Raw genomic sequence first — 24,949 nt, 5'->3', positions numbered from 1 at the left:
AAATATTGTTCTATTTTTAATCATTCAAAACTGTAAAAATATCATCTAAACGGCTAATTTCATACGTCGGCTGAATGGCTGTTTCTTTAAGCTGTTTTGTTGGATTTAGCCAAAGTGTTTGAATCTCTGCCAAATTACCGCCTTGAATATCTGACACTAATGAATCGCCGATAATCATCGTTTTTTCACGATCAAAATCAGGAATTCGTTTAAATACATAATCAAAATATTCGATCATTGGTTTTTGAAATCCGACTTCTTCTGATACAAAAATATCATTAAAATAAGGGGTTAATTTAGAATCGTTTAATCGTTGGTATTGCGTTTTTGCTACACCATTCGTTACAATATATAGCTCATAATCCTTATTCAATTCTTCAATAATTGCTTTGCTATTGCCTAATAAATCATGACCTTGGCTAAGATGCTGACGATATTTTTCGCCAAGCTCTTTACCATCAACACTTTTGTTTAATTGTTCAAATAAAAGACTAAAACGTGTATCAGTAACCGTTGCTTTATCTGTTTTACCTTGTTCAAAATCGCGCCATAATTGTCGATTAATTTTTTGATAAGTCGCTTCTATTTCATCCGTTAACAAAATATTTTCTTCTTGAAACAATGCCTGAAGTGCCTTTTTTTCTGTTAATCGAAAATCTAATAATGTATCGTCTACATCAAATAATAATGTTTTAAATTTCATGATCTACGCTCTTTTCTTTTTTATGTGTAGTGAAGTAAGGAAGCAAAGCTTGAAGTTCGTCTTGGTTTAAAGAACGATAATGACCTACAGCAAGTGTTTCGTCTAAGCTGATTGGTCCCATAGATAAACGCTTAAGGTATATTACTTTTTTGCCTACTGCTAAAAACATCTTTTTCACTTGATGAAATTTGCCTTCGGTGATGTCAAGATAAGCTCGGCTTTGGTTTTCTTGGGCTGATATAATGGTCAGTTCTGCTGGTTTGCACTTCTTTCCGCCAGTAAATATGATTCCTTTTTTAAACGCTTCACAGTCAGCTTCCGTTAATCGCTCGTTAACCACAACTTCATAGCGTTTCGTTACTTTTTTATGCGGCAGCAATAATTGATAACCCAGTTGTCCATTATCGGTAATTAATAATAGCCCCTCAGTATCACGGTCTAGTCTGCCAATCGGGTACAAGCCTTTTCTTCGGTGATTTTTATCAATTAAGTCAATAACGGTTTGGTGCTCACTATCACTCACTGCACTTACAACTCCGGCTGGTTTGTTTAGCATATAATAAACATGAGTCGCTTGCTGAATTTTTTGATTCCCAACAAAAATCTCTTGTAAAGCTGCATCTACATTTTGATTTTCAACAATAATAACTTGCCCATCAACCGTTACTTGTTTACTGCGAATCAAGGCTTTTACTTTTCTTTTAGAGCCTATTTTTTCTTGTTCCAGTAGTTTATCTAAACGCATGTATCTTCCTCATTTCAGTTAATATTTTAGTATAAATTAAAAAAGTTTAAAAGAAAAGAGGTTTTCTTCACTTCCCTTGACTTACATTTCGATTAGGGTTATGGTTGATATAGAAAGTGAATAAGGTTTCTCAAAAACAGCGTAATGACCTGGGAGAGAATAAGGTATCATATGGAATTTTTCCCTGGATAATTGTGCACAATTATTCGGGATTTTTTGTTTTTGCTGTCCGTTTTGTAGAAGCTTTTGGTTTGTTTTTTGAACCTAAAACCTTAGCTAAGTTATTGCTTTTACATGTTTATTTTCGAGATCAGCAAAACTCCTTTTTTCCATCATGTTGCGTTTTGCAGATAACCAAATATGAATTCACTTGATTTACCTCGCTGATATATTTCGTTCAGCAGTTAAATTTAAGGAGGAATTTAGGTTATGTCAGTATCATTAGAAGTTAAAGAAAGAGCCGTCCGTCCACGTTCACTAAGAAATCAACTACGTCACTCTGGTCAAGTTCCTGCAGTCGTTTATGGTTATGAAATTGAAAGTACAGCTATTTCAGTTGACGAAAAAGAATTAACAAAAGTTTTGCGCGATAATGGTGCCAATGCTGTTATCACAATGAATGTTGGTGGTAAAAAGATCAACACTTTGATGTACAAAGCGCAATTAGACACATTCACTAGCCAATTGAAACATGTCGAATTTTTAGCAGTAAATATGAAAGAAGCGACTGAAGTTGAAGCTGAAATCGTCCTTGTCGGCGAATCTGAAGGCGTAAAAGCTGGTGGAGTTTTAGCTCAAAACTTATACAACGTCCTTGTTTCTGCAACTCCAGATAAATTACCAGAACGTGTAGAAGTTGATATCACAAAATTAGCAATCGGTGATGCAATCACTGTCGCTGATTTACCAAAAGAAAAAGATTATGACATCATCACTGATGCTGAAGAACAAATCGCTGCTGTTGTAGAAGCACAAGCAGCAGATGTTGAAAGCTCTGAAGAAGCAGCTGAACCAGAAGTGATTGGTGAAAAAGCAGAATAAATACTCTATTAAATAAATATTTCTGAGAAGATAAGGTCAAAAGCCTTATCTTTTTTTTGACTATTTTTAAGCATTATAATTGCTTTTATTTCCAAACATGACAGGCGCGAGTTTTAAAAAAATGAGGTATACTATTGTTATCAGATAGATAAAGGAGGTCAAACAAATGGTTGAAAGTTTTGATAGTGAACGTCGTCGTTATGCTTCTCTGGGTGTGGTTGAGCGATTGCCCGGTGCATTAATTGACAGCATCTGGCTAATTATTGATATTGATTTAAAAGGCGTTATTCCTCTAACAAATATGCTTTATTTTGATTTAATCGACAATGGGGGAAACGTGACTGTTCACTTTTCTCAAGAAATAAGTGATGTCCAAATGGCCATTGATTTGCCTTTCCCTTATTACGATGAATACCCATCTCAAATTTTTGCTTTTGATGACGGTAATAAAGAGACGATCTTATTACCTGCTGAAATGTTGGAATAAAAATAAAAAAAACGATTGATTCTTTCCTCAACAGTGTTCTTGGCTGTTGTAGAAAGAATCAATCGCTTTTTATTCATTTTGAACGTCCTCTAAGGTCCAAATCAAGTTTCCTTTTTGCTTCCAGATAAGATGGCCTGTTGTGCCGGTGTATATTTTTTCAAAAACACTTTGACTATTATCTAGCAAAGATGATTTTGAAAAAAAGAAATCACTTAATTTTTTTAGGCTTTTTCATTTCTTATTTAGCATTTTTTAACATAAAAATGTTCACTAATTTTCTTATAAGAGTCCTCTCACAACATCCCTTTCAGCTCAAAATTTTCATTTCGTTTTCTAAGATTGTTAATTTTAAACGATTAAATACTTTTCGCTAAAAAAGGTACTTAATATATAACTTAAATCGTTATATATTAAGTACCTTTTAATTGAATTCATAGCCAAAAGAAGTAATAATTTCCATTGCTCTGTTTTCTTATCAAGCCATTCTTTTCGCAATAAATGAATAAATCGCAATACAGATAATCGCGCCTATCAAGGCTGAAATAATTGGAAAACCACCAATCACTGGTCCAAAGTTCCCTAAAAGCATTGTTCCAACCCAGCTTCCGATAAACCCAACAATAATATTTCCAACCACACCGCCAGGTACATCTCTACCTAAAATTGCTCCGGCGATAGCTCCTAGTACTCCGCCAACAATTAATGACCAAATAAAACTTAACATGCTAATCGTCCTCCTATAATATTATGACTTACTGTAATGTACGAGTATTATTTTCTTGTTTGTTATTTTCAGTAGTATCATCTTTTTTCTTATTATCAAATTTTTCTTCGTATTGCGCTTTTGTCATAATATCATCCACATTCATATTGAATTCAATCACGTCAAGACCAGTCATGTTTTTCACTTCATCTGTAACTTTTTTCGTTGCAGCGTCAAATACTTGGGCGATATTTTTACCATATTCACCAATAACATCCAAATCGATTGCAACTTGTTTTGTGCCAACTTCTGCACTGATTCCTTTAGTCGGATTATTTCCGTTTGTAAATTTGTCGGTCAAGTTTGTAATGGCATTTCCGCTTAATCCTAAAATTCCTGGAATTTCTGAAACGGCAATACCCGCAATTTTTTTCACTACTTGATCATCAAATGTCAATTTGGTTTTGATCCCATTTTGATTTGTTCCTTCAGTTGTGTTTCCATTTGCTTTGTTATCCATTTTCTTCTCAACCTTTCTGATTTGTTACTATTTATTTTTATCTTTCAAACATAGCTTGAATTGACGCTATGATTGAAGAGATACTACGTTGTTCGTCCTTGACCATTCCGATAAAAAAGCCAATTCCTGTAAATAAAATAATTAGAATAGTTTTCCAAAAACCAATCGTCATAAACAAAATTGCGATCACAATGAATAATAGTGTGAAGCCAATTTGGTTGCGATAAGGAGCCAATGATTGTAATTTTTTCATGTGCGTCTCCCCCTTTATACAACACGTGATTGTCTTTTATTAGTTGTTGCAAGTGATTCAGCTGCTTTTTTCTTTTTGAAAATTACTTTTACTTTTTTCGTTTCAACTTGAGCCGTTTTAAATAGTGACTGTGCAATTTGTTCTTGGATTTGTTTACCTGTATTCACTAGCTGTTGATCTTCAGCTACTGTTACTCTTACATCAGCTAACCGTTTTTTAGTCAATTTCACTTTTACTTGGGTTTCATCGTTTTTGACAATCTCTTGTACCGAACTTCTTGCTATTGATTCTAAAGTAGATAACGGCAGGTTGATTTGGCCCATTTCTTTTTTTATGCGTATTTCATTTTCTGTGATTGGTTTAAACACCACTAACCAAAAAATTAAAAATAGCAAAATAATCAAGGTAATCAACACGATTTGGTAAAAGTAAAACAACCAGTCTGACTGAAGCAACAAATCATGATAAAAGGTGGAAACAACGCCTAGATTCTCAATCTGAGAATACAAACCAACGATACCAAAAATGCCAGCTATCAATAATAAAACAATAAAAATTTTGATTACTCTCATAGAATTTGCCTCCAACGTTGTTTATACTTTCTATATTTTATGGTAAACGTATTTTCAAACAATTACAAAAGTTACGCGTTAAGTAATTTTGACTTACTCATTTTTCTTTAACTATATTCGCTTTCAAAACCTTTGTATCAGTATTGTTTGACTAGTATGTTTTTTTGCATAATAAAAGAGCCTGATACACAATATTGTGCGCACAGACTCTATTTATCAGAAAAAATAATGATACGTAGGTGCTTCTTTCAAGAATAAGTTAAACATTTCTATGAAATATTTTATATTTTAATCAACATAAGCTAATCGGTAAGAAACAGTTCTCCCAAAAGGAAAAACTTGTAAATCTTGTAATTCGTCAGCTTTTAGGTACCCAATAGAGCCTTGGTAAAGCGGTAAAACGGCTGCATCTTTTTCAATCAAAATTTCTTCTAAATCAATCATTTTATCCCAACGTTGTTTCGGCTCATTGGCTAGTGTAATTCTGGCATCATTTAATCCCGCATCATATTCAGGATTATTATAGCCTGCCGTATTCAAACCACTCTTAGAGTCATAAAATTCTAGGAAGTTGATCGGATCAGCATAATCTGGTGTCCATGTTCCAAAGACTAAGTCAAAATCGCCAGCTGTTTGTAAATCTAAACGATTTTGTAACGGAATCGATTTTAACTTAATTGTTAGACCTGGGAGATTTTGCTGCAATTGTCCTTGAACATACTCAATTGTCTTCTTCGCAAGAGCTGTGTCAGCTGAAAGCAGCTCTAATTCTATTTCATCTTTGCCTAATTCTTTTTTAGCCGTTTCCCAGCTCTTTTGTGCAGCAGCTAAATCAAATGATAGATAATCGCCGCTTTCTTTACGGAAATCTTCACCTGTTTCCGGATCTTTCGCAAAATCTTTTGGCACAAAGCCATTAATTGCAGTCGAACCGTCCCCTAAAATATCTTTAGCAAACGTTTCTTTATCTATTGCTTGTAAAATTGCTTTACGAACATTAACGTTGCCGGTTACTTCACGTTTATGATTTGGACTTAAATAACCGACCATTGCTTTGGAAACAAAATTTGCCTGTGGAGAATCTTTATATTGCAAAGCATACGTGTCTGCTAAAACAGTATAATCCAAGTCACCAGCATCAAAAAGATTCGTTCCTGTACCGATTTCTTTGATTACTTGAACATTGATTGTATCAAGTTTTACATTTTCTTGATCCCAGTAGTCTTCATTCTTCTTTAATTCCCATGTTTCAGTATTACCATCCCAGCCTGAAATCACAAATGGACCATTACCAACAAAATCATCTGTTGATGTTCCATAAGCTTCGCCTTTTTCTTCAGCAAATTTTTCATTTTTCGGCATAAATGGCGTACCTACCAGCACTTGAGATAAATATGGAATAGGATACTCAAGCGTTAATTCCAAGGTTTTGTCATCCAATGCTTTTACACCAAAATCATCCAAACTCGCTTGATCTTCACGGATTTTCCGACCATTTTTGAAGACATCCATCTGATTGCTACTACTTGATCCATATGCAGGGTCAACTACATTTTTAAAAGCATAAACAAAATCACCAGCAACTACTGGATCTCCATTTGTCCACTTCGCATCTTTCAATTTAAAAGTATAGACTAAACCATCATCGCTAACCGTTGGCTCACTTTCCGCAATTCCTAATTCTGGATCATGATTTTTATCCATACGATACAGACCTTCTACGACTTGACCGATCATGTCTGAGCTATAAACATCAGTATAATGTGCACTATCCAGTGTGGATAACTCACCACCTGATGCCACTGTAATTACTTGTTCTTGTGTACTTCCTGTTTTTTCACTAGCTGAATCGTTGGCTCCTTTACCACCACTACAAGCTGCTAACAACAAACCAGCAACTAAAATCAAAACGCCAAACTTCTTTTTCATTTATTTCGCTTCCTCCTTTTTATAATTCTTTTACCACATATTTAAAAGCTGCCATTTCCTGCTCCAAATAATCGTAAGCAAAATCCGGATGCCATTGTACACCTAAAATTATCTTACCAGGACCTCTACACTCAATTCCTTCGATCACACCGTCTTCACTGTAAGCTGTAACTTGTAATTCTTCTGCCAAGGTTTTTACCGCTTGAAAATGAAAAGAATTAACTTTCGTTTCCTCACCGTAAATTTCACGCAGCATGCTTCCGGCTTCAGTTTGAATCTTATGTGTCGGGATTTCTCTCGGTACAGGTACTTGCATATGGGAAATTTTGCTGCTGTTTAGATGACTAATCTCTTGGAATAAACTGCCGCCTAACGCCACATTTACTAACTGCATCCCACGACATACAGCAAAAATTGGTTTATTTTGGATCATAGCTTCTTTAATCAAGGCTAACTCAAATTGATCTCTTTCTTCGAATAAGGCTGCCTCTTCAACTAAATTCATTTCACCATATAATTTGGGTGATACATTTTGACCGCCAGCTAGAATTAATTTGTCAATATGGTTTATATATTCTTTCGCTAATTCAGGTGCGCCAACAGGTAATACTAGTGGAATTCCTCCTGCGTTCTGAACTGCTCTCACATAACCGGCAGGTGTATAACTTACTGGTAAATGATATAAGGTTTCCCCTGCATCACTAATCTCATTTGCTGCTATCCCAATAATCGGACGCTCCATATAACCTCACTCCTCTTTACTACCAACAATAATTGTACATAGTTTATCAGATATGGTCAGGAAAGAATAGTAGCAATAAAACTTATGCGATAGTTTTTCGCTATCACCAATTCACTTACTTTTAGAAAGAAAACAACTAATTATATTTTACCTCAACTCTGAACTTTCTGTAATTTTTATGCTTATCAACACAATTCATTAAAATATTCTGATAATTCTATGTTGACAGAAGAAAAAACAGGTGGTAAAGTAGTAAAAAAGCAAAGCAATATTAGTTGCTACGATCGTTAAATACAAAGAACAGAAGAGTACCTTTATTTTTTTCTGAAGAGAGTCTTTGGTTGGTGCAAAAAGACGTAAAGATAAGGCGAACCACATCTGGGAGTTAACTTTTTGAACCCTTAGTAGGAAAGTTCGGGTATGCCCGTTACAGCATCTGAAGTCTCTGACTTCCTGAGATTATCATTGCGAAGTGATAATAAATAAAGGTGGAACCACGAATTTACGTCCTTTGGCTATTACGGCCAAAGGACTTTTTTTATAAAATTTTTATAGTTTAAACAAATAAATAGGACAAGTACTCATCGTTCATTTCCTGACAGAGACTTTTTCATCTGCTGAGAGAAAAAGCTGGAAACCTTTGACAAACACACCTATTTCAGTCAACTTCTGAATCAAGTAAGAAGCTGCGGCTTTCTCCGTTATCAGAAAAGGATCTTTCATTTACATGACAGACCCTATGAGATTAATGTTGTGAAGCATTAATAAATTGAGGTGGAACCACGATATTATCGTCCTCTTGGCTAATAATTGCCAAGAGGACTTTTTGCTGTGAATCACTACACTTCGTTACGATCTCATCAATTTCTAAGAACTAAAGCTCTAAGAATTGAAGGACTACGATTGGCTTCTCCAAAGTAGATGATGAACAGTACTTGGCGAACTCTGTGAGCGAAGTTTCATTACTAGTGAATCACTACACTTCGTCATCTATAATAACTAACGGTCCATATCAAAACAAAGAACAGAACAGCTACTTTCCAATCAAAAAACAAAAATCATTCTCAATCAGCAACAAAACCAAACAAACATCGGAGGGAAAAAAATGAATTATATTTTAGAAATTTTACCAGCTTTACTGGATGGCGCCATTATGACATTAAAAGTATTTATCTTCACTTTACTTGGATCAATCCCGCTGGGAATTTTAGTCGCATTTGCCTTGCAAACAAATTTTAAACCGTTGAACTTTTTAATTAACATTTATATTTGGCTGATGCGGGGAACTCCTTTGTTGCTTCAATTAATTTTTGTTTTTTACGGTTTGCCTTTAATTGGAATTGTATTTGAACGTTATGATGCAGCTTTGTTCGCTTTTATTTTAAATTATGCAGCTTACTTTGCAGAAATTTTCCGTGGTGGAATTCAATCCATTCCTGAAGGACAATACGAGGCAGCTAAAGTTTTGCGTTTAACTAAATTCCAAACAGTCTCTAAAATTATTTTGCCTCAAGTAATCAAAATTGTTTTACCTTCTATTGGTAATGAAGTCATCAATTTGGTGAAAGACACTTCGCTAATTTATGTTCTTGGTTTAGGGGATCTCTTACGCGCTGGAAAAATTGCTATGAGTCGGGATGTCAGCTTACTTCCACTTGTTTTAGTTGGAATTATCTACCTGTTATTAACAGCTATTCTAACATTAGCTTCAAAAAAAATGGAAAAACACTATCAATATTATAAATAAATGCCTATATCATTTTAAATTTAGGAGGAAATCAGTATGTTAGTAGTCAAAAATTTAATTAAAAGCTTTGATAATCGTCGCATTATCAATGAATTGAATTTAGAAATAAAAGATGGTGAAATTTTAACCATCGTGGGACCTTCTGGCGGTGGAAAAACAACTTTACTTCGTTGTCTGGCGGGATTAGAAACCATTGATTCAGGTGAATTAATCATGGATGGTGTTCCATTTAATCCAGTAGAAATGGATAATGCTGACCAAGTTGTAGGCATCGTTTTTCAAGATTTTCAGTTATTTCCGCATCTTTCTGTTTTAGACAACGTAACGTTAGCACCAATTTTAGCATTAAAACAATCCAAAGAAGCTAGCGAAGAAGAAGCCATTGATTTATTAACCAAATTTGGATTAGGTGGAAAAGAAAGGTTGTACCCATACCAATTATCGGGCGGTCAAAAACAACGAGTGGCACTCGCTCGTGCTCTTGCTATGAAACCAAAAATTTTAGGCTACGATGAACCTACCAGTGCTCTCGATCCAGAGCTGCGCCAACAAGTTGAAGATGTAATTTTAACGTTAAAAGAACAAGGTATGACTCAAATTGTCGTTACACATGATATGAATTTTGCTGAAAATATTGCAGATAACATACTCACCGTAAAACCTGTTCAGTAGAAAGGAAACTGTTATGAAAAAGAAAAAATACTTACTTATTCTAGTAACAAGTTTATTAACGATTTTACTTCTTGCAGGTTGTGGTAGAAAAAAAACAAATGAAGATCAATGGTCACGAATCAATTCAGAAAAAAAGGTGATTGTCGGTTTAGATGACTCTTTCGTACCTATGGGTTTTCAAGACAAATCGGGCGAAATTATTGGTTTTGATGTTGACCTTGCTCGAGCAGTGTTTGATTTATATGATATTGAAGTTGATTTCCAACCTATTGATTGGTCCATGAAAGAAAACGAACTGCAAAACCAAACAATCGATTTAATTTGGAATGGTTATTCTAAAACAGCTGAGCGAGAAGAAAAAGTGTTGTTTAGTGATGAATATATGGAAAATGAACAGGTCGTTGTTTCATTGAAAAAAAATAACATTGCGAGCTTCGCTGATATGAAAGGCAAAATTTTAGGGGCTCAAAATGGTTCTTCCGGTTACAACAGTTTTGAAGAACAGCCAGCTATTCTAAAAGATTTTGTTAAAGATCAGTCTGCTATTTTATATGATGGATTCAATGAAGCCTTTATGGATCTAAAATCAGGAAGGATTGACGGGCTATTAATCGATCGTGTTTATGCAAATTATTATCTCTCACATGAAGATAATTTGGCTGATTACTCTATTGTTAGCGGAGCGTTTGAAAGTGAAGCGTTTGCCGTTGGATTGCGTAAAACAGACAAAGAGTTAGCTGAAAAAATTAACAGCGCGTTTAAAGAACTTAGAAAATCAGGTAAACTTGCTGAAATTTCTAAAGAGTGGTTTGGAGAGGACGTAACAAAATAACACAATGTTTTAAGCACCAAAAAAGAGGCTGAGACAAAAGTGTTTAGCTCCGAGAAATAAGCCGGAATTCACGAAAATTGTTCTTCAAATTTTTGTGAATTTCGGCTTATTTCCGAAGGAGCTGCTTTTTTCTCGCCGTTTATTCGGATCTAGTGAGTGAAACAAAACTGATTTTTAGTTTTGTCCCACTCACTTTTTTATATTATTTTTAGCTTAAGTATTTACTTGTTACATCTACCAAACGTTTTGTTTGATCTTCAATTGCTGCTTTCACTTCGTCAGCTTTTAGCATAGTACCTTCGCCATCAATTGAAGCACTTGTTCCATAAGGATTTCCGCCAGCTGCAAAAGTTGATGGATTTACGTATCCGGCAGGTACGATAATCGCACCCCAGTGTTGCATTACTGTATAGATACCTTGAATAACTTGTTCTTGTCCGCCATTCGGATTTTGTGCAGAAGAAAATGCTGACACAAATTTGTTAGCTAATTTTCCTTGTGCCCAAAGACCACCTTGTAAATCAAAGAATTGTTTCAATTGACTAGCCATTACACCAAAACGTGATGGTGAAGAGAAAATATAAGCATCTGCCCATAAAAGATCATCACTTGTCACTTCTGGAATATCTGCTGTTTCCTCTACATTTTTACGCCACAATGGATTTGAGTCAATTGCTACATCTGGAGCTAATTCGTGAACTTTTCTTAAACGAACTTCAGCACCGTTTGCTTCAGCGGCTGCTTTTGCCCATGTCGCCATTTGTGTACCAGTACCTGTTGAACTATAATATGCGATTAATAATTTTGTTGTCATAATTTTTCTCCTCCAATAACAGTTGTTTTCTTATCTACATTTACATACTAACAAAAAGTAAGTACACATTCAAATCATACGCTTACTAAAAATAAGTAAAAAAGTCACAGCATGTAGTTTCACTACTTGCCATGACTTTTTCTTCTATATTAAAATTAGTTTCTCTCATCCCAAACTGACATACCTTCTGACACAGAAACAACTTTATACCCATAATTTTCTAGAAATGAACACGCATGTTCCGAACGAACACCATGCTGACAAATCACATAATGAGGCTTATCATGATCCAGTTCTTTCATTGTATCTGACAATGTTGATAACGGATAATTTTTAGCAGTAGCAATATGTCCTCTTGTAAACTCATCCACTTCTCGAACATCAATAATAGATATTGGTTCATTCACAGTTAATTCGATTAGTTCTTTCAATTCTTTAACAGATACTCTTTTCATTTAACTATTTTTCCTCCTGCAGTTCTTTTAGGTACCAGACTTCCATCACACTATGTTCTGAGCCAGCTAATGGTTCCGGTAATTTTTCAAATCCAAATGACTGATATAAATAATTAGCTTTTTCCATTCGTTTCATTGTTTCTAAATAACAAAAATCATAATACTTCTCAGCATAAGCCAAAGCTGTATTCATCAATAAACGAGCCATTCCTTGTCCTTGCGCTTCTTTGGCTAAATAAATTTTCTGGAGCTCACAAATCTTTGCTTTTTTATCAAACGGTGCGATGCCGCAACCGCCTAAAACTTGACCATCTTTTTCTATGACCCAATAAGCAGCATTCGTTTTTTTACCATAGAATTCACTTAAATGGCCCAATTCCGGATCAAAATATGCAGTACCAGGAAGTGCCAAATCATATAATTCTAGTGAAGATTGAATAATTTGTTTAATAACAGGATCGTCTTTTATTTGAATTTCTCGAATCAACATCGAACTCACCTCATAAGCAGTATACCACTATTCATCTTTACAACAAGATTTTACTGTTTTTTCTATGAATTGGATTAAAAAAAGGTTGGAAGCAAAAGCGCACTTTTACTTCCAACCATCATAATTTTTATTTTTCTTGCATGCCATTTGCCGCAATTACGTCTTTGTACCAGTAAAACGATTGTTTTCTTGAACGCTCTAACGTCCCATTTCCTTCATCATCCATATCTACGTAAATAAAGCCGTAACGTTTTTTCATCTCACCGGTGCCTGCGCTTACTAGGTCAATACAGCCCCATGGTGTATAACCGATTAAATCAACACCATCTAATTCAATGGCATCTTTCATGGCAGCCACATGTTTACTGAAATACTCAATTCGATAGTCATCTTGAATTGTACCATCTGCTTCAATTTTATCAACAGCACCAAAGCCATTTTCCACAATAAATAACGGAACATTGTAACGATCGTATAGTTTACATAAAGAAATTCGCAAGCCTAACGGATCAACTGCCCAGCCCCAGTCAGATTCTTGAAGATAAGGATTTTTAACTGCCGGCATTTGATTTCCGCCAACAAATTTTACCTCTTCCGGATTCGCTGCAGAGACTGTTGACATATAGTAACTAAACCCGATATAGTCTACCGTTCCTTCTTTGATAACTTCATCATCACCAGCTTCTTTTTTAATCACGATATTTTCACGTTCATATTCTTTTAGTTTATGCGCTGGGTAATAGCCCTTGACTTGAACATCAATATAAAATTCTTGTTCACGATTAAATTGGACTGCTTCCATAACGTCCTCAGGATTACAGGTCATTGGATAGCTTGGAATATACGCTACCATCATACCAATTTGAAAATCAGGATTAATTTCATGTCCTAATTTTACTGCTTTAGCACTTGCGACAAATAAATGGTGAGCTGCTTGATATTTAGCTTGTTTATCGTTTTTATGAATACCGATTTGTGTCCAGCTACGCAAGAAATTGATTTCATTAAACGTCATCCAGTATTTTACTTTATCTTTATAACGCTTAAATAAAGTTTCACAGAAAAATAAGAAGTAATCAATCACTTGGCGGTTAGACCAGCCATCTAGTTCATCTGCTAAATACATGGGAATATCAAAATGATTAATCGTTACAACGGGCTCAATACCGTGGCTTAAAAGTTCATCAAAAACTTTATCATAAAATTCTAAACCCTCTTCATTTAGTTCCAATGTACCTTTGGGACAAATTCTTGACCACGCAATAGATAAACGGAAACACTTAAATCCCATTTCAGCAAACAGCGCAATATCTTCTTTGTAATGATGATAAAAATCAGTCGCTACATGACTAGGGTAATACTGCTCTGGATCAACATAACCTACTGCACCTTCTGGTAACTCTTTATCTCGTGTACATGACTCAATTTTGCCTTCTTTTGTTTTATAGGTAATCATTCTAGGTTTTGTGTGACTGCCGCCTGTAATGGCATCAAGTGTGCTTAATTCTTTGCCGCCTGAAAGGTAGCCACCCTCATATTGGTTCGCTGCAGTTGCTCCGCCCCATAAAAAATTTTCTGGAAATACTGATTTAGTCATTCGTCACTGCTCCTTATTATATTTTTTTCGGAAACTTGGTTTCCGTTAGTTAACATAGGTATCAATTTTATAGACTTTCGTATCTTGAAAAAATAAAAACCATAACATAGAAAACACGACAAATGAATTGTCATCTTTACTATATTATGGTTATGCCCGAAAAATTCAGTTACATTCCGTTGATTTCTTTTATCGTAACATAGAAAGAAAACGCTGTCAAACAACCTTTAATAGCTACGACTTGTAAAGTTCTAGATAATGTAAAACGAACCACAAAGCATAGATTTTCTATCCTTTATGGTTCGTAATATTCTATGGACTCTAATACACTTTATTTGTTTAAACTGTTCGAGATAAAATAGTGTAATCTCTTTTATTCTAGTGTGCGTTCTTTCTTCTATGTGCTTCCCATTTTTTCAACAGAAAATATATCAGCAATAGTAGCAAACCAATTAGAGGCAGCTTCTCGATGATACTTCCTGTATTTGGAAATTTTTTTAGTGCTATGTGTGTTTGTTTTGGCTGAGCCAATGTTTCAGGCTCCTTTTTTGTTTCTTCTATTGACTCTGCTGTACTTATTCCTCCACCAATTTGGCCGTGCACTTCGATCTCAGAAGCTTGAGCAGTTGCCTTTATTTGTGAAAAGAAACTTATACTGCCGATCAAAACGATTATCGTGATTATATGATAACGAAGTCGTTTCATTTTTTATCACAGCCTCTATTAAATTATGGTGTAACACCAACTGTTGTGCCATCTTTTTGGATTGACTCAAATTTTAGCGTTAACGTGTAGTTTTCTGCTGTTGGCGCTTCGCTGACATTTGCTGGTAAGTTATCAATCGTTGTTCCAGTGTAATTAAATTTAGCAGAATTTGCATATGCGTTTGCTGCATCCGTATCAATATTGAAACGACCATCTTTATTAGCTAAACGCATCCAAATTGGCGCACTAGTTAAATCTGTCAATTCATTATCTGCAACTAGATTAGTTGCTGCTGGATTTGCAATTAGGTTATCCCCTTTGGCATTAATCGTCAAAGTATCTACATAGGTTGGTGTCCCTGCCATTTTATTTAAAGTAACCGCTACAGCACGACCAGAGTTATTGACAATACTGTAATCTGCTGATTCGATATTCTTATGGCTGCTGGCCGTTGTTGTATGGAACGCTGTTGCTGTGTCTACAGTCACGTTGATCCACTCATCTGAACCTTCTGGAATATCAACACCTGGGTCTGTATTATCTAATTTACCGATTGTACCATTAATTTCTACATCGGCCGAATTTTGTCCATCAATAGTTTCTGCTGAAACTTGAGTTACTCCTGCAAAACTTGTTCCTAAAATCATTGCTGCAATTAAAAAGTTAGTTTTTTTCATATCTGTTTCTCCTTTAGTATGTGTGTTTTATTTTATATTCAACAGTTAGGCTGTTAAAATCGAAATTAATTATTGACCAAGATAGTAATCGCAGCTTGAACTTGTCCGCGTTTTTCCTTTGTACTTGGATCAAAAATATTGAATGTTGCAGTTGCTGGATATTCACCTTTAGCTAATTTCTTGTCTAAGCGTGCGCCATTGATTTCATAACCTGGCTCCATCGCTCCTGAGGAATAAACCAACTCATTATTACTATCTAAATGAATCTCAACATTAATTGGATAGCTATTTTGAATAGGATTTTGAATGTATAAACTGCCCTCGCTATCTCCATTTTCAAAGACAGCTTCTGACTTGATAACCATATTAAATTTACTGTCATCTACTACTTTTTGTTCAGCTTCTTTAATTTCTTTGTCAGTCATCTTCTTAGCATCTTTGGTATCTGGTAAATAGTCACCAGAAACAACCTGAATTGGTTCCGTCTGATTTGAAAAGAAGTAATAACCTAAGCCTCCTGCTATTGCAAACAGTAATAATAGTAACAACAATAGCAAACGGCGTTTTTTCTTTTTATCCTCTTCATTTGTTTCATTAAGCTTCTTTGTTGTCTCTGTCTTATCTAGTTTTTTCGTCATCTAATTCCTCTCAATCTGCTTTACTTTCAAATTTAAACGTTGTCTTATAGGATGGTGATACTGCTTTTTTAGTGGCATTAAAATATTTTCCGCTGAAGGCTAAAGATGCTTGTGTATGTTCACTTGTGTCAAGCTCGTCAATTAGTATCGGTGTAACAGACAAATCATTTGTGATAAATTTTGCTTCTGAAGTATTATTATCAACCAATAATTGTAAAGCTAGCGAATCACTATTGGCTATACCGTTTAAAGTGCTCAGCAAGTTCAATTGTTCAGCGGCTGCATTCTCCTTGCTTAAATCTGCTAAAGATACTTCAATCGGCACATTACTTTTGTTTGTTATTTGATACTGTTTTGAATAAATTTTCCCTTCATCAGCGGTACCAATATCTTTGTTTCTTGTTTGAAAAACCATATCTAAAGGCACTTCAACATCAATAATTTCATCAATTGTTCTAAATTCTGTTAAAGGTGTATCGGCTAAGACAACTTCTTCACCAGAAACACCTGTTACTTTGATTCTTACAAAATAAGTAGTACTACTAGCTAACTCTGTTAAGTCTACTGAAAAATATTGTTTTTTTGCACCTGATAATTCTGCTGTCTTACTTTTAGTTTTATCGGCTGGATAAGCTATATCTGTACTATATTCTACTTGAACTTTTTGATAATCCCCGCCATATGTTACCGGATTATTTGGGATTGCATTATCTTCTCCATTAGTAAAATCCGTCCATTTTCCAGTATCACTCAATAGTGTTCCTTTAATTGTTGCTTTTGTCACAGCAATATTTTCTACAGAAATTGAATCTAATGCGGGTAGAGTATTAAAGCGCTGCGCAGTTGAAAACTCACTTTGTCCAGCTTTATTCGTAACCACAGTTTGAACCCAATAAGTTGTATTTGGATTTAAGTCATTAATAGCAGTACTGTAGGAAGATTCTCGTTGAGTATTATTACTATCAAACTCCGTTAGCTTAATGATATGACGCGCTTTCGTTAGTTGCCCCAGATCAGCTTCAGATGAAAATACTAGAAACCTAACTTCAGTTGCCGGACTTCCGTTATTATCCGAAGTTGCTGCAAAATTTGCTGACGTTGCAGTAACATTATTTACTGAAACATTGACATCTGACGGAGGATCGATTCTTCGACTAAAAACTATTTTTCTTGAAGCCATTAGTGCATTTAATTCCGTTTGGCTCAGTTGTTCCGCTGACTGCGGAGTGTTCTTAAAATTAACACCAGAAACATTTAATGTTGCATTATCTTTATAAAAAGTCGTCGTTGGATCAACGTTACTTCGACTATTATATGTATCAACTCTTAGCCCTTCTTGATGTTGAAAAGTCAAGTTTCCGAAGGTGCTATTCGTTGGAGAATTTAACGCAAATGTTCCAGGAAAGTTACTAGAAAATGAAGCAATTTCTGGGTTGTTTAGATTAATAACAAATTGACTTGCTGTATTCGCGCTAAAAATAGCAGTACTAGGCACATCAACCGAAACTTCCGCACCATTACCTACTGAAAAGCCTCCATTTGCAGAACCTAAATTAATCACAGCAGGCAATTTAAAATTGACATGAGCGTTTTCTCTAAAATCAAAAGTAATTGTTGCTAGGCTACTAGAATAGAAGAATCGATCTCGGTCTCCACCAGTCGCTAAAGTAATTTTATCCAAATTAAATGTAGCATTATTTTCCACAATATAACTTGGTCGAAGTGTTCCATATGTCATATTTGCATTTGTTTGGATATCTAAATTAGCATTTTCTTTTACAACTATTTGAGAGGTATTTGCATAAGGATTGCCTGCTGCTGCGCTTTGCGACCAGATAAAAGCAAGTGTTGAATTAGATGAATGCTTAATAGACGTATGACCACTTTGAATTTCAACATAATTTGTTTCAGCCCATTCTTGTGCATAAGCGCCTGTTCCTAGTTGTTCGATTTCGTTTTCGCCCCGCATTAAGATCGAACCATGAAGATTGTAAATCATCTGACCACTATTAGAATAATACTTGATATTATCGAAAATAAACGTCATATTTACTGCAGATAAACCAGTTAAAAAACCATAGTAACCAACCGCACCTGTGCCGTCTTTATTACCAAATTGTGTATTTCTAATTTCTATCACAGCATTAGTCTGATTTGCGTAAAAACCTTGATTAGCATTTCCAGCCTTATTGTATGTAACTATGTATCCGGCACCATCAAAAATTGTTCCGTTTTTAAATTCAAAACCTGTTGAACCTAAATTTATGTTATTAGTTAAGCGAAAATGTAATTTTGTACTATCTTTAAGATATTCAGTTAACGTAGCTGCAGAATCAACTAACCAAAAACCATCACTATCTTGAATTGCTGCCCGAGTAACTGATCGTCCTATCAACTCAGAACCGCTTTCTAAATTAAGCACATCGGCTTCTGGTTTAACTACATCTACAGTGGTATCACTAGTTTCTTCAACAGTTGATTCAGTAGTAGAACTCGTTGTTTGATCTGTTACAATTGCATAGGTTTTATCGGAAAAGAAAAACAACATGACTGTTAGACTTAAAAAAAACAATATTATATTTTTTTTCACGATAGCCCCCCTTTAATTTTCAATATTGTAAAAAAGATCATCAACCTTCATCATAATATAATATTAAAATTTCCATTTCAACATTTTTTTAATTTTTATATCATTTAAAAATTTATTATAACTAAATATTTTCACTTAAATATCTAAAAACAACTAACAACACACGATTTCTTAATTTTTCCATCAAGTCAACATTATTTAATTTTTATTTAAGAAAAACTGGTTCCTGTCTCTTAAAAATCAAATTATACAACTTTCATTCAGTCGTTATGTTTTGATATTTTGAATGTATCAAGTACATTCGATTGGTTTTAATTTAAGCTTGATATGAATGTCTGAACAAACAGTGTTTAGAGGCTATTTACAGACCGAAAGGCATTTGTAAGGTGTCAGAAGGATTTTAATTTATGTATTTATTGGTATTATATGTAGTACTGCATCAACCATTTGAAACAAGCGATCTGTTCATGTGGTATTCACGGAAATTTCTTACAGAGAGTGGTCATTTATTTTAAATATATTTTCAATATAAAAAACATTAAAATTAACCTCATCTCTCATTATATATTATTTAACAAACATTTACAATTATAAAATATTATTTATATCATTTTATTTATTTTTTTATACTATCCTTTCTTTTTGATCCCTAAGATAGTTAGTTAATGACTTGTTTACTCTTAAAAAAATTAGAAAGAATCCGTAAATTTAGTAAATGCTATTTTTGCGAATTCTTCTAGTTACTTTATTTAATAAACATCACGAGCTAATACTTGAATATAACCCCACTTTTTTAGTTATTTTTTGATCCTCTATTAATAAGAACGCATTGAACATTTTTTCCAAAAAGAAACGGTCATGAGAAACTACTAATAGTGTTCCCTTATAATCTTTCAAAATCGTTTCTATTTCTTCTCTAGTTTCAATATCTAAGTGATTAGTCGGTTCATCTAAAACTAGAAAATTAACTCTATTATGCATCAACTTTGCCAGCTCTAATCTGATTTTTTCACCTCCACTCAAGAAACGTACTTGCTTTGTAACGTCTTCACTATAGAAAGAATACTTTGCTAAAAATTGGCGACTTTCTTGTTCTAATGATCCACAAACGCGATTAAACTCTTGTAGAATAGATCTTTTTGGGTCTTCATATTGAATATGTTGAGGTAAATAACCAATCTCAAGATTTGTGCCTTGTTTAATAGTGCCGTTATTTACGTTTTCTAACGCTAAGATTAGTTTTAATAACGTACTTTTACCAGTGCCATTTTCGCCAATAACTGCTATACGTTCTTGCCAAAATATTGAAAAATCAACTTGTTGAAATAACTGGTGACCGTCATACGATTTGCTGACTTTTTCAAATTGAAGAACCTCTTTACCCGATCGCTCTGTATCCATGAATTGTTTTCGTTTTTTCATTTTTTCATCTTTAGGTTTAGGTATTTTTTGAATTGCTTCCAAACGTTTTTCTAGTTGTTTGGCCTTTTTAAAGAACTTTTCATTATCCCCCTCGTGTCCCCATTGTCGAAAACGTCGAATTGCTAGTTTTAATTTCTGAATCTCTTTTTGTTGTTCTGCAAAATCTTTCCTCAATTTCTCAAGTTGTTCTTCTTTTTGTTTTTTATAAGAAGAATAGTTACCTTGATATTCCAACATCCGTCCATCTTCAAGTTCGGCAATTCGCTCGACAGTGTGGTCTAAGAACAGACGATCATGGGAAATAATTAAATAGGCAGTATTTTCATGATTTAAGTAGCCCTCTAACCACTGGATTCTTTGCGTGTCCAAATGATTAGTCGGCTCATCAAGAAGAACTAGGTCATTATCTTGCAGTAAAATTCTCCCAAGCGCAACAATCGTTCGCTCTCCTCCACTTAGCTCTGAAAGTTGCTTTGTCAACAGATGATTAATCTTTAGTCCATTAGCAATCATCTCTAATTTATTTTCCATTTCATAACCGCCAGCTTGTAAAAACTCTTCTTGTTTTTGACCGTATCGCAACAAGATTTTCTCTAAATCCGTTTCTGGAATAGTCATCTGTATTTCTAAGTGAGTTAATTGCTGTTGAATTTCATTTAATTGAACAAAAGTCTCAAGTAAATATTCCTTCACTAGTTGTTCACTTTCTGCCGGCATTTGCTCCAGATAACCAATTCTGCTGCTCTTTTTACAGCTGACCGTTCCTGAATCAATGGATTCTATTCCTGTAATAATTTTTAAAATCGTGGATTTTCCTGAACCATTTGTACCGATCAAACCAATTTTTTCCCCTTGGTTAATCTGAAAATTTAGTTCTTCAAAAAGTGGAATGGTCCCGTAATTTTTACTGATTTTTTGTAATTGTACTAACATATGCTCCTCTTTCTGCCATTCAGACAGCTTCACTTGTATAACAAGCTATGAGAGACAACGCTTATTAATATTGTTTGATAATTTAAAGTACGCAAAAAAGCTGAACAATTATTTTGTTCAACCTTCATTATTTACTGTTATTCGTAAGTAATCTTAATAAACGAATTATTTATACAAAAATACTTGGTTTAGTGCCTCTAAGTTAATGACAGTTCCAATAAGTATTAATGTTATTTAATAATAAGCTGTTCTTAGTAAATAAGTCTGAATGGTCTGTTTTATTCAATTTTTTATCCATTTTTAGATACACCTGTCCCTTGGAATAAAAAATTGGAAATTATCACATGACAAAAAGCCAGAAACTCCATAATATATGAAATGCTTGCTGTTATTTTTGACACATTAACCATTGTACTTATTCACCACCTTATTCGTTCTTAATTTTATTGTAGCATGTAGATATAAATTATGCAAAATGTGTTTCGGAGCTTTTATCTTATTTGATAGCGTTGCAATCGTTCTACTAATGTTCCTGTGTGCAGCTCAAAAAGATGATTATCAAAATCATAAAAATAGATTGAATTTGCTTCTCCTTCTATGCGTGGACGTCCATCTTTTATTTCCAAACCCAATTTCTGAATTTTCTCGTAGTACATTTCATAGTCTTTTTCTTCAATTTTAAAAGCAATGTGATTGTAAGTCTTGGTTGGAAGTGAGTTACCTTCCATAATTGCAATCCACAAATCATTTACTAAAAAGAATTTTTCTCTAGCAATTGAAAAGGTATCATTCCCGCTAGAATAGACTTCCTTTGCATCAAAAATAGTTTTAAAAAATAAAGAGGCTTTCGCCAGGTCCTGAACAACAAATGTTAGATGACTGATCGTTTCTATCTTTATCTACTCCTTTTTTGGCTTAAAATAAAGAAATGTGCGGGACAAAACCAAAGGTTAGTTTTATCCCACACACGACACCCGAATAAATGGCGAGAGCAGAAGCAACCACCTCTTATTTCTCGAGGTTTAACACTTCTTTTCCAACCTACTCAAATTATTTAATTCGCTACAATATTTACTAATTTATCTGGTACAACGATTACTTTACGAATTGTTTTTCCTTCAATAAAAGGTTTGATACTTTCAGAATCTAAAGCTTTTTCTTCTAATTCTTCTTTACTTAATCCGCGGGAAATTGTTAGTTTGCCGCGAACTTTACCATTAACTTGGAAGACGATTTCAATCTCATCTTCGACTAAAGCTGATTCATCGTATGTCGGCCAAGGCACATTTGTTAAACTTTCTTCATTTCCTAAAATTGCCCATAGTTCTTCACCAATATGAGGCGCAATTGGCGCTACTAGTTGAACAAAGCCTTCGATATATTCATATGGCAAAGCATCTACTTTGTTTGCTTCATTAACAAATACCATTAATTGAGAAATCGCTGTATTAAAGTGCATGTTTTCCATATCTTCGGTAACTTTTTTGACTGTTTGGTTATAAACTTTAGTTAATCGTCCATCATTCATAGTTGTAATGCGATCACGCATTTTGTTATTCTCATCTACAATTAAGCGCCAAACACGATCTAAGAATTTACGACTGCCTTCTAGTCCATTTTCGCTCCAAGCAATTGATGCATCTAAAGGTCCCATGAACATTTCATACATTCTTAACGTATCAGCTCCATATTTTTCAATAACATCATCTGGGTTAACAACGTTTTTCAAGGACTTACTCATTTTAGCTGGCGCTTCTTCTAATTCTTCACCCGTTTCAATGTTTACCCAAGCACTATCACGTTTTTCCACCATATTAGTAGGAACCAATACACCACGACTGTCACGGAAACTTTGACCTAAGATCATGCCTTGGTTATATAGTTTTTGATATGGTTCTTTTGTTGGAACTACACCGATATCATATAAGAATTTATGCCAGAAACGAGCATACAATAAGTGAAGTACTGCATGTTCTGCCCCACCAATATAGATATCTACTGGCAACCAGCGTTCTAATTTTTCAAAGTTAGCAAGTTCGTGTTTGTTATGTGGATCAATATAGCGTAAATGATACCATGAACTACCTGCCCATTGTGGCATTGTATTTGTTTCTCGTTTACCTTTTTTACCTGTTTCAGGATCAACAACATTAATCCAGTCAGTGATATTTGCAAGTGGTGATTCACCTGTTCCGCTTGGTTTAATATCGTCAGTTTTCGGTAACGTCAATGGTAATTCAGCTTCTGGAACTGTTGTAGTTGTGCCGTCTTCCCAATGGATAACAGGAATTGGTTCACCCCAATAGCGTTGACGAGAAAATAGCCAATCACGCAAACGATATGTTACTTCTTTTTTCCCACAGCTATTTTCTTCCAACCATTGATACATTTTTTCGTTGGCTTCCTCTTTATTTAAACCATTTAGAAAATCGGAATTAATGTGGGCTCCGTCGCCAGCGTAGGCTTCTTTGGTAATATCTCCACCATCAATTACTTGGATTTTTTCAATACCGAATTTGTCAGCAAATTCATAGTCTCTTTCATCATGTGCCGGAACTGCCATTACTGCACCTGTTCCATAGCTAGCTAAAACATAATCCGCAATCCAGATTGGGACTTCTTTACCATTCACTGGATTAATTGCATAAGCTCCGGTAAAAGCTCCAGTTTTGGTTTTAGATAAATCTGTTCGATCTAAGTCTGATTTTTTACTTACTTCATCTTGGTAAGCTTCGACTGCAGCTTTTTGTTCGGGTGTTGTGATCTCATCTACTAAATTCAATTCAGGCGCTAAAACCACATATGTTGCACCAAATAATGTATCTGCACGAGTAGTAAAAACAGTAATTGTTTCATCACTATCTTTTACTTTGAAATCAACAGCAGCGCCTTCTGAACGGCCAATCCAATTACGCTGCATATCTTTAATATTTTCCGGCCAATCAACCAAATCTAAATCATCAAGTAAACGGTCAGCGTAAGCAGTAATTTTTAACATCCATTGACGCATTGGTTTTCTAATCACGTCATAGCCACCACGTTCACTTTTTCCATCGATGACTTCCTCGTTAGAAATTACTGTACCCAATTCAGGTACCCAGTTAACCGCTACTTCTGCTTCGTAAGCTAAACCATGTTCATATAATTTTGTAAAAATCCATTGTGTCCATTTATAATACTCTGGGTCTGTTGTGTTGATCTCACGATTCCAATCATAGCTGAATCCTAATGAGTTAATTTGGCGTTTGAAGGTTTCAATATTTTTTTTCGTAAATTCTGCTGGGTCATTTCCTGTATCAAGTGCGTATTGTTCAGCCGGTAAGCCAAATGCATCCCAACCCATCGGATGTAAAACACTGTAACCTTGACTTCTTTTCATACGTGATAAAATATCAGTTGCTGTGTAACCTTCCGGATGTCCAACGTGCAGACCTTGACCTGATGGGTATGGAAACATATCTAAAGCGTAAAATTTCTTTTTGCTTGGATCATCGTGTGTAGTAAAGCTATTATGCTTTGCCCAGTATTTTTGCCACTTTTTCTCGATTTTTTTGTGATCGTAACTCATTAGTGATTTCTCCTCCTATTTTTAACTAACGATTGTTAGGTTTTACATTTTTTAAGATTTTCCTGCTGTATTTTATTAGCGTGTCAGCTTTTCTCTGACTATTTCACTCCAAGT

At 34.6% G+C, this 24,949-nt stretch carries 24 protein-coding genes and 1 other annotated feature; of the genes, 5 read left to right on the top strand and 19 right to left on the bottom strand.

Features of this window, described 5'->3' with window-relative positions:
* Nucleotides 1-16: 16 nt before the first annotated feature.
* The gene (locus C240_RS09600; RefSeq protein WP_271494711.1) at nt 17-703 is read right to left on the bottom strand and encodes a YjjG family noncanonical pyrimidine nucleotidase; all 687 of its coding nucleotides are present in this window, start codon (nt 701-703) and stop codon (nt 17-19) included.
* Nucleotides 693-1,448: a 16S rRNA pseudouridine(516) synthase gene (locus C240_RS09595; RefSeq protein WP_271494708.1), complete on the bottom strand. Its 756-nt coding sequence runs from the start codon at nt 1,446-1,448 to the stop codon at nt 693-695. The genes C240_RS09600 and C240_RS09595 overlap by 11 nt, the downstream gene beginning before the upstream one ends.
* Before the next feature lie 429 nt (nt 1,449-1,877).
* On the opposite strand from C240_RS09595, the gene C240_RS09590 reads away from it, so the two are divergent.
* Both C240_RS09590 and C240_RS09585 read left to right on the top strand, forming a co-directional pair.
* A complete protein-coding gene (locus tag C240_RS09590) occupies nt 1,878-2,489 on the top strand; it encodes a 50S ribosomal protein L25/general stress protein Ctc (protein WP_271494706.1) in 612 nt (203 codons plus the stop codon).
* Nucleotides 2,490-2,655: 166 nt separating this feature from the next.
* Nucleotides 2,656-2,976, top strand: coding sequence for a DUF960 domain-containing protein (locus tag C240_RS09585; RefSeq protein ID WP_271494703.1), 321 nt, complete (start codon nt 2,656-2,658; stop codon nt 2,974-2,976).
* A 475-nt stretch (nt 2,977-3,451) separates the two neighbouring features.
* On the opposite strand, the gene C240_RS09580 is transcribed toward C240_RS09585, so the two are convergent.
* The 6 genes from C240_RS09580 to C240_RS09555 form a co-directional block, all read right to left on the bottom strand.
* Complete coding sequence (locus C240_RS09580; protein ID WP_271494700.1) at nt 3,452-3,700, bottom strand: GlsB/YeaQ/YmgE family stress response membrane protein; 249 nt, start codon at nt 3,698-3,700, stop codon at nt 3,452-3,454.
* Between the two features lie 28 nt (nt 3,701-3,728).
* Nucleotides 3,729-4,199: an Asp23/Gls24 family envelope stress response protein gene (locus C240_RS09575; protein ID WP_271494697.1), complete on the bottom strand. Its 471-nt coding sequence runs from the start codon at nt 4,197-4,199 to the stop codon at nt 3,729-3,731.
* Nucleotides 4,200-4,236: 37 nt separating this feature from the next.
* Entirely contained in the window at nt 4,237-4,452 is a 216-nt protein-coding gene (locus C240_RS09570) for a DUF2273 domain-containing protein (RefSeq protein ID WP_271494694.1), read from the bottom strand.
* Between the two features lie 14 nt (nt 4,453-4,466).
* Complete coding sequence (gene amaP / locus C240_RS09565; protein WP_271494689.1) at nt 4,467-5,024, bottom strand: alkaline shock response membrane anchor protein AmaP; 558 nt, start codon at nt 5,022-5,024, stop codon at nt 4,467-4,469.
* Between the two features lie 288 nt (nt 5,025-5,312).
* A complete protein-coding gene (locus C240_RS09560) occupies nt 5,313-6,953 on the bottom strand; it encodes a peptide ABC transporter substrate-binding protein (protein ID WP_271494686.1) in 1,641 nt (546 codons plus the stop codon).
* 19 nt (nt 6,954-6,972) lie between these two features.
* Entirely contained in the window at nt 6,973-7,695 is a 723-nt protein-coding gene (locus tag C240_RS09555) for a gamma-glutamyl-gamma-aminobutyrate hydrolase family protein (protein ID WP_271494684.1), read from the bottom strand.
* A 287-nt stretch (nt 7,696-7,982) separates the two neighbouring features.
* Nucleotides 7,983-8,210 (top strand) — a binding site (T-box leader).
* A gap of 590 nt (nt 8,211-8,800) precedes the next feature.
* Here C240_RS09555 and C240_RS09550 point away from each other — a divergent pair.
* The 3 genes from C240_RS09550 to C240_RS09540 are packed head-to-tail and all read left to right on the top strand — an operon-like array spanning nt 8,801 to nt 10,946.
* Nucleotides 8,801-9,442 (top strand): amino acid ABC transporter permease, encoded by a 642-nt coding sequence (locus C240_RS09550; RefSeq protein WP_271494681.1) that lies wholly within the window; start codon nt 8,801-8,803, stop codon nt 9,440-9,442.
* A gap of 36 nt (nt 9,443-9,478) precedes the next feature.
* Nucleotides 9,479-10,114, top strand: a complete 636-nt coding sequence (locus tag C240_RS09545; protein ID WP_271494678.1) for an amino acid ABC transporter ATP-binding protein — start codon at nt 9,479-9,481, stop codon at nt 10,112-10,114.
* A gap of 13 nt (nt 10,115-10,127) precedes the next feature.
* Nucleotides 10,128-10,946, top strand: a complete 819-nt coding sequence (locus tag C240_RS09540) for an amino acid ABC transporter substrate-binding protein (protein WP_271494676.1) — start codon at nt 10,128-10,130, stop codon at nt 10,944-10,946.
* Between the two features lie 208 nt (nt 10,947-11,154).
* On the opposite strand, the gene wrbA is transcribed toward C240_RS09540, so the two are convergent.
* The 11 genes from wrbA to leuS form a co-directional block, all read right to left on the bottom strand.
* On the bottom strand, nt 11,155-11,760 hold the full coding sequence (gene wrbA, locus C240_RS09535; protein ID WP_271494672.1) for an NAD(P)H:quinone oxidoreductase type IV: 606 nt from the start codon (nt 11,758-11,760) through the stop codon (nt 11,155-11,157).
* A 155-nt stretch (nt 11,761-11,915) separates the two neighbouring features.
* Entirely contained in the window at nt 11,916-12,215 is a 300-nt protein-coding gene (locus C240_RS09530) for a rhodanese-like domain-containing protein (protein WP_271494669.1), read from the bottom strand.
* 4 nt (nt 12,216-12,219) lie between these two features.
* A complete protein-coding gene (locus tag C240_RS09525) occupies nt 12,220-12,705 on the bottom strand; it encodes a GNAT family N-acetyltransferase (RefSeq protein ID WP_271494666.1) in 486 nt (161 codons plus the stop codon).
* Between the two features lie 127 nt (nt 12,706-12,832).
* On the bottom strand, nt 12,833-14,302 hold the full coding sequence (locus C240_RS09520) for a glycoside hydrolase family 1 protein (RefSeq protein WP_271494663.1): 1,470 nt from the start codon (nt 14,300-14,302) through the stop codon (nt 12,833-12,835).
* Between the two features lie 378 nt (nt 14,303-14,680).
* Nucleotides 14,681-15,007, bottom strand: a complete 327-nt coding sequence (locus tag C240_RS09515) for a hypothetical protein (RefSeq protein WP_271494659.1) — start codon at nt 15,005-15,007, stop codon at nt 14,681-14,683.
* A 23-nt stretch (nt 15,008-15,030) separates the two neighbouring features.
* On the bottom strand, nt 15,031-15,684 hold the full coding sequence (locus C240_RS09510; protein WP_271494656.1) for a hypothetical protein: 654 nt from the start codon (nt 15,682-15,684) through the stop codon (nt 15,031-15,033).
* A gap of 65 nt (nt 15,685-15,749) precedes the next feature.
* On the bottom strand, nt 15,750-16,322 hold the full coding sequence (locus C240_RS09505) for a hypothetical protein (RefSeq protein WP_271494653.1): 573 nt from the start codon (nt 16,320-16,322) through the stop codon (nt 15,750-15,752).
* 10 nt (nt 16,323-16,332) lie between these two features.
* The gene (locus tag C240_RS09500; protein ID WP_271494650.1) at nt 16,333-18,912 is read right to left on the bottom strand and encodes a fibronectin type III domain-containing protein; all 2,580 of its coding nucleotides are present in this window, start codon (nt 18,910-18,912) and stop codon (nt 16,333-16,335) included.
* 759 nt (nt 18,913-19,671) lie between these two features.
* Complete coding sequence (gene abc-f / locus C240_RS09495) at nt 19,672-21,267, bottom strand: ribosomal protection-like ABC-F family protein (protein ID WP_271494648.1); 1,596 nt, start codon at nt 21,265-21,267, stop codon at nt 19,672-19,674.
* 491 nt (nt 21,268-21,758) lie between these two features.
* Nucleotides 21,759-22,160, bottom strand: coding sequence for a FosX/FosE/FosI family fosfomycin resistance hydrolase (gene fosX, locus C240_RS09490; RefSeq protein ID WP_271495191.1), 402 nt, complete (start codon nt 22,158-22,160; stop codon nt 21,759-21,761).
* 161 nt (nt 22,161-22,321) lie between these two features.
* Entirely contained in the window at nt 22,322-24,835 is a 2,514-nt protein-coding gene (leuS, locus tag C240_RS09485; protein ID WP_271494645.1) for a leucine--tRNA ligase, read from the bottom strand.
* Nucleotides 24,836-24,949: the final 114 nt, after the last annotated feature.

The organism is Enterococcus sp. 5H (assembly GCF_028128615.1).
Lineage (GTDB): Bacteria > Bacillota > Bacilli > Lactobacillales > Enterococcaceae > Enterococcus_L.
The sequence above is the reverse complement of the archived record's forward strand: the minus strand, read 5'-3'. Positions and strand labels throughout refer to the sequence as shown.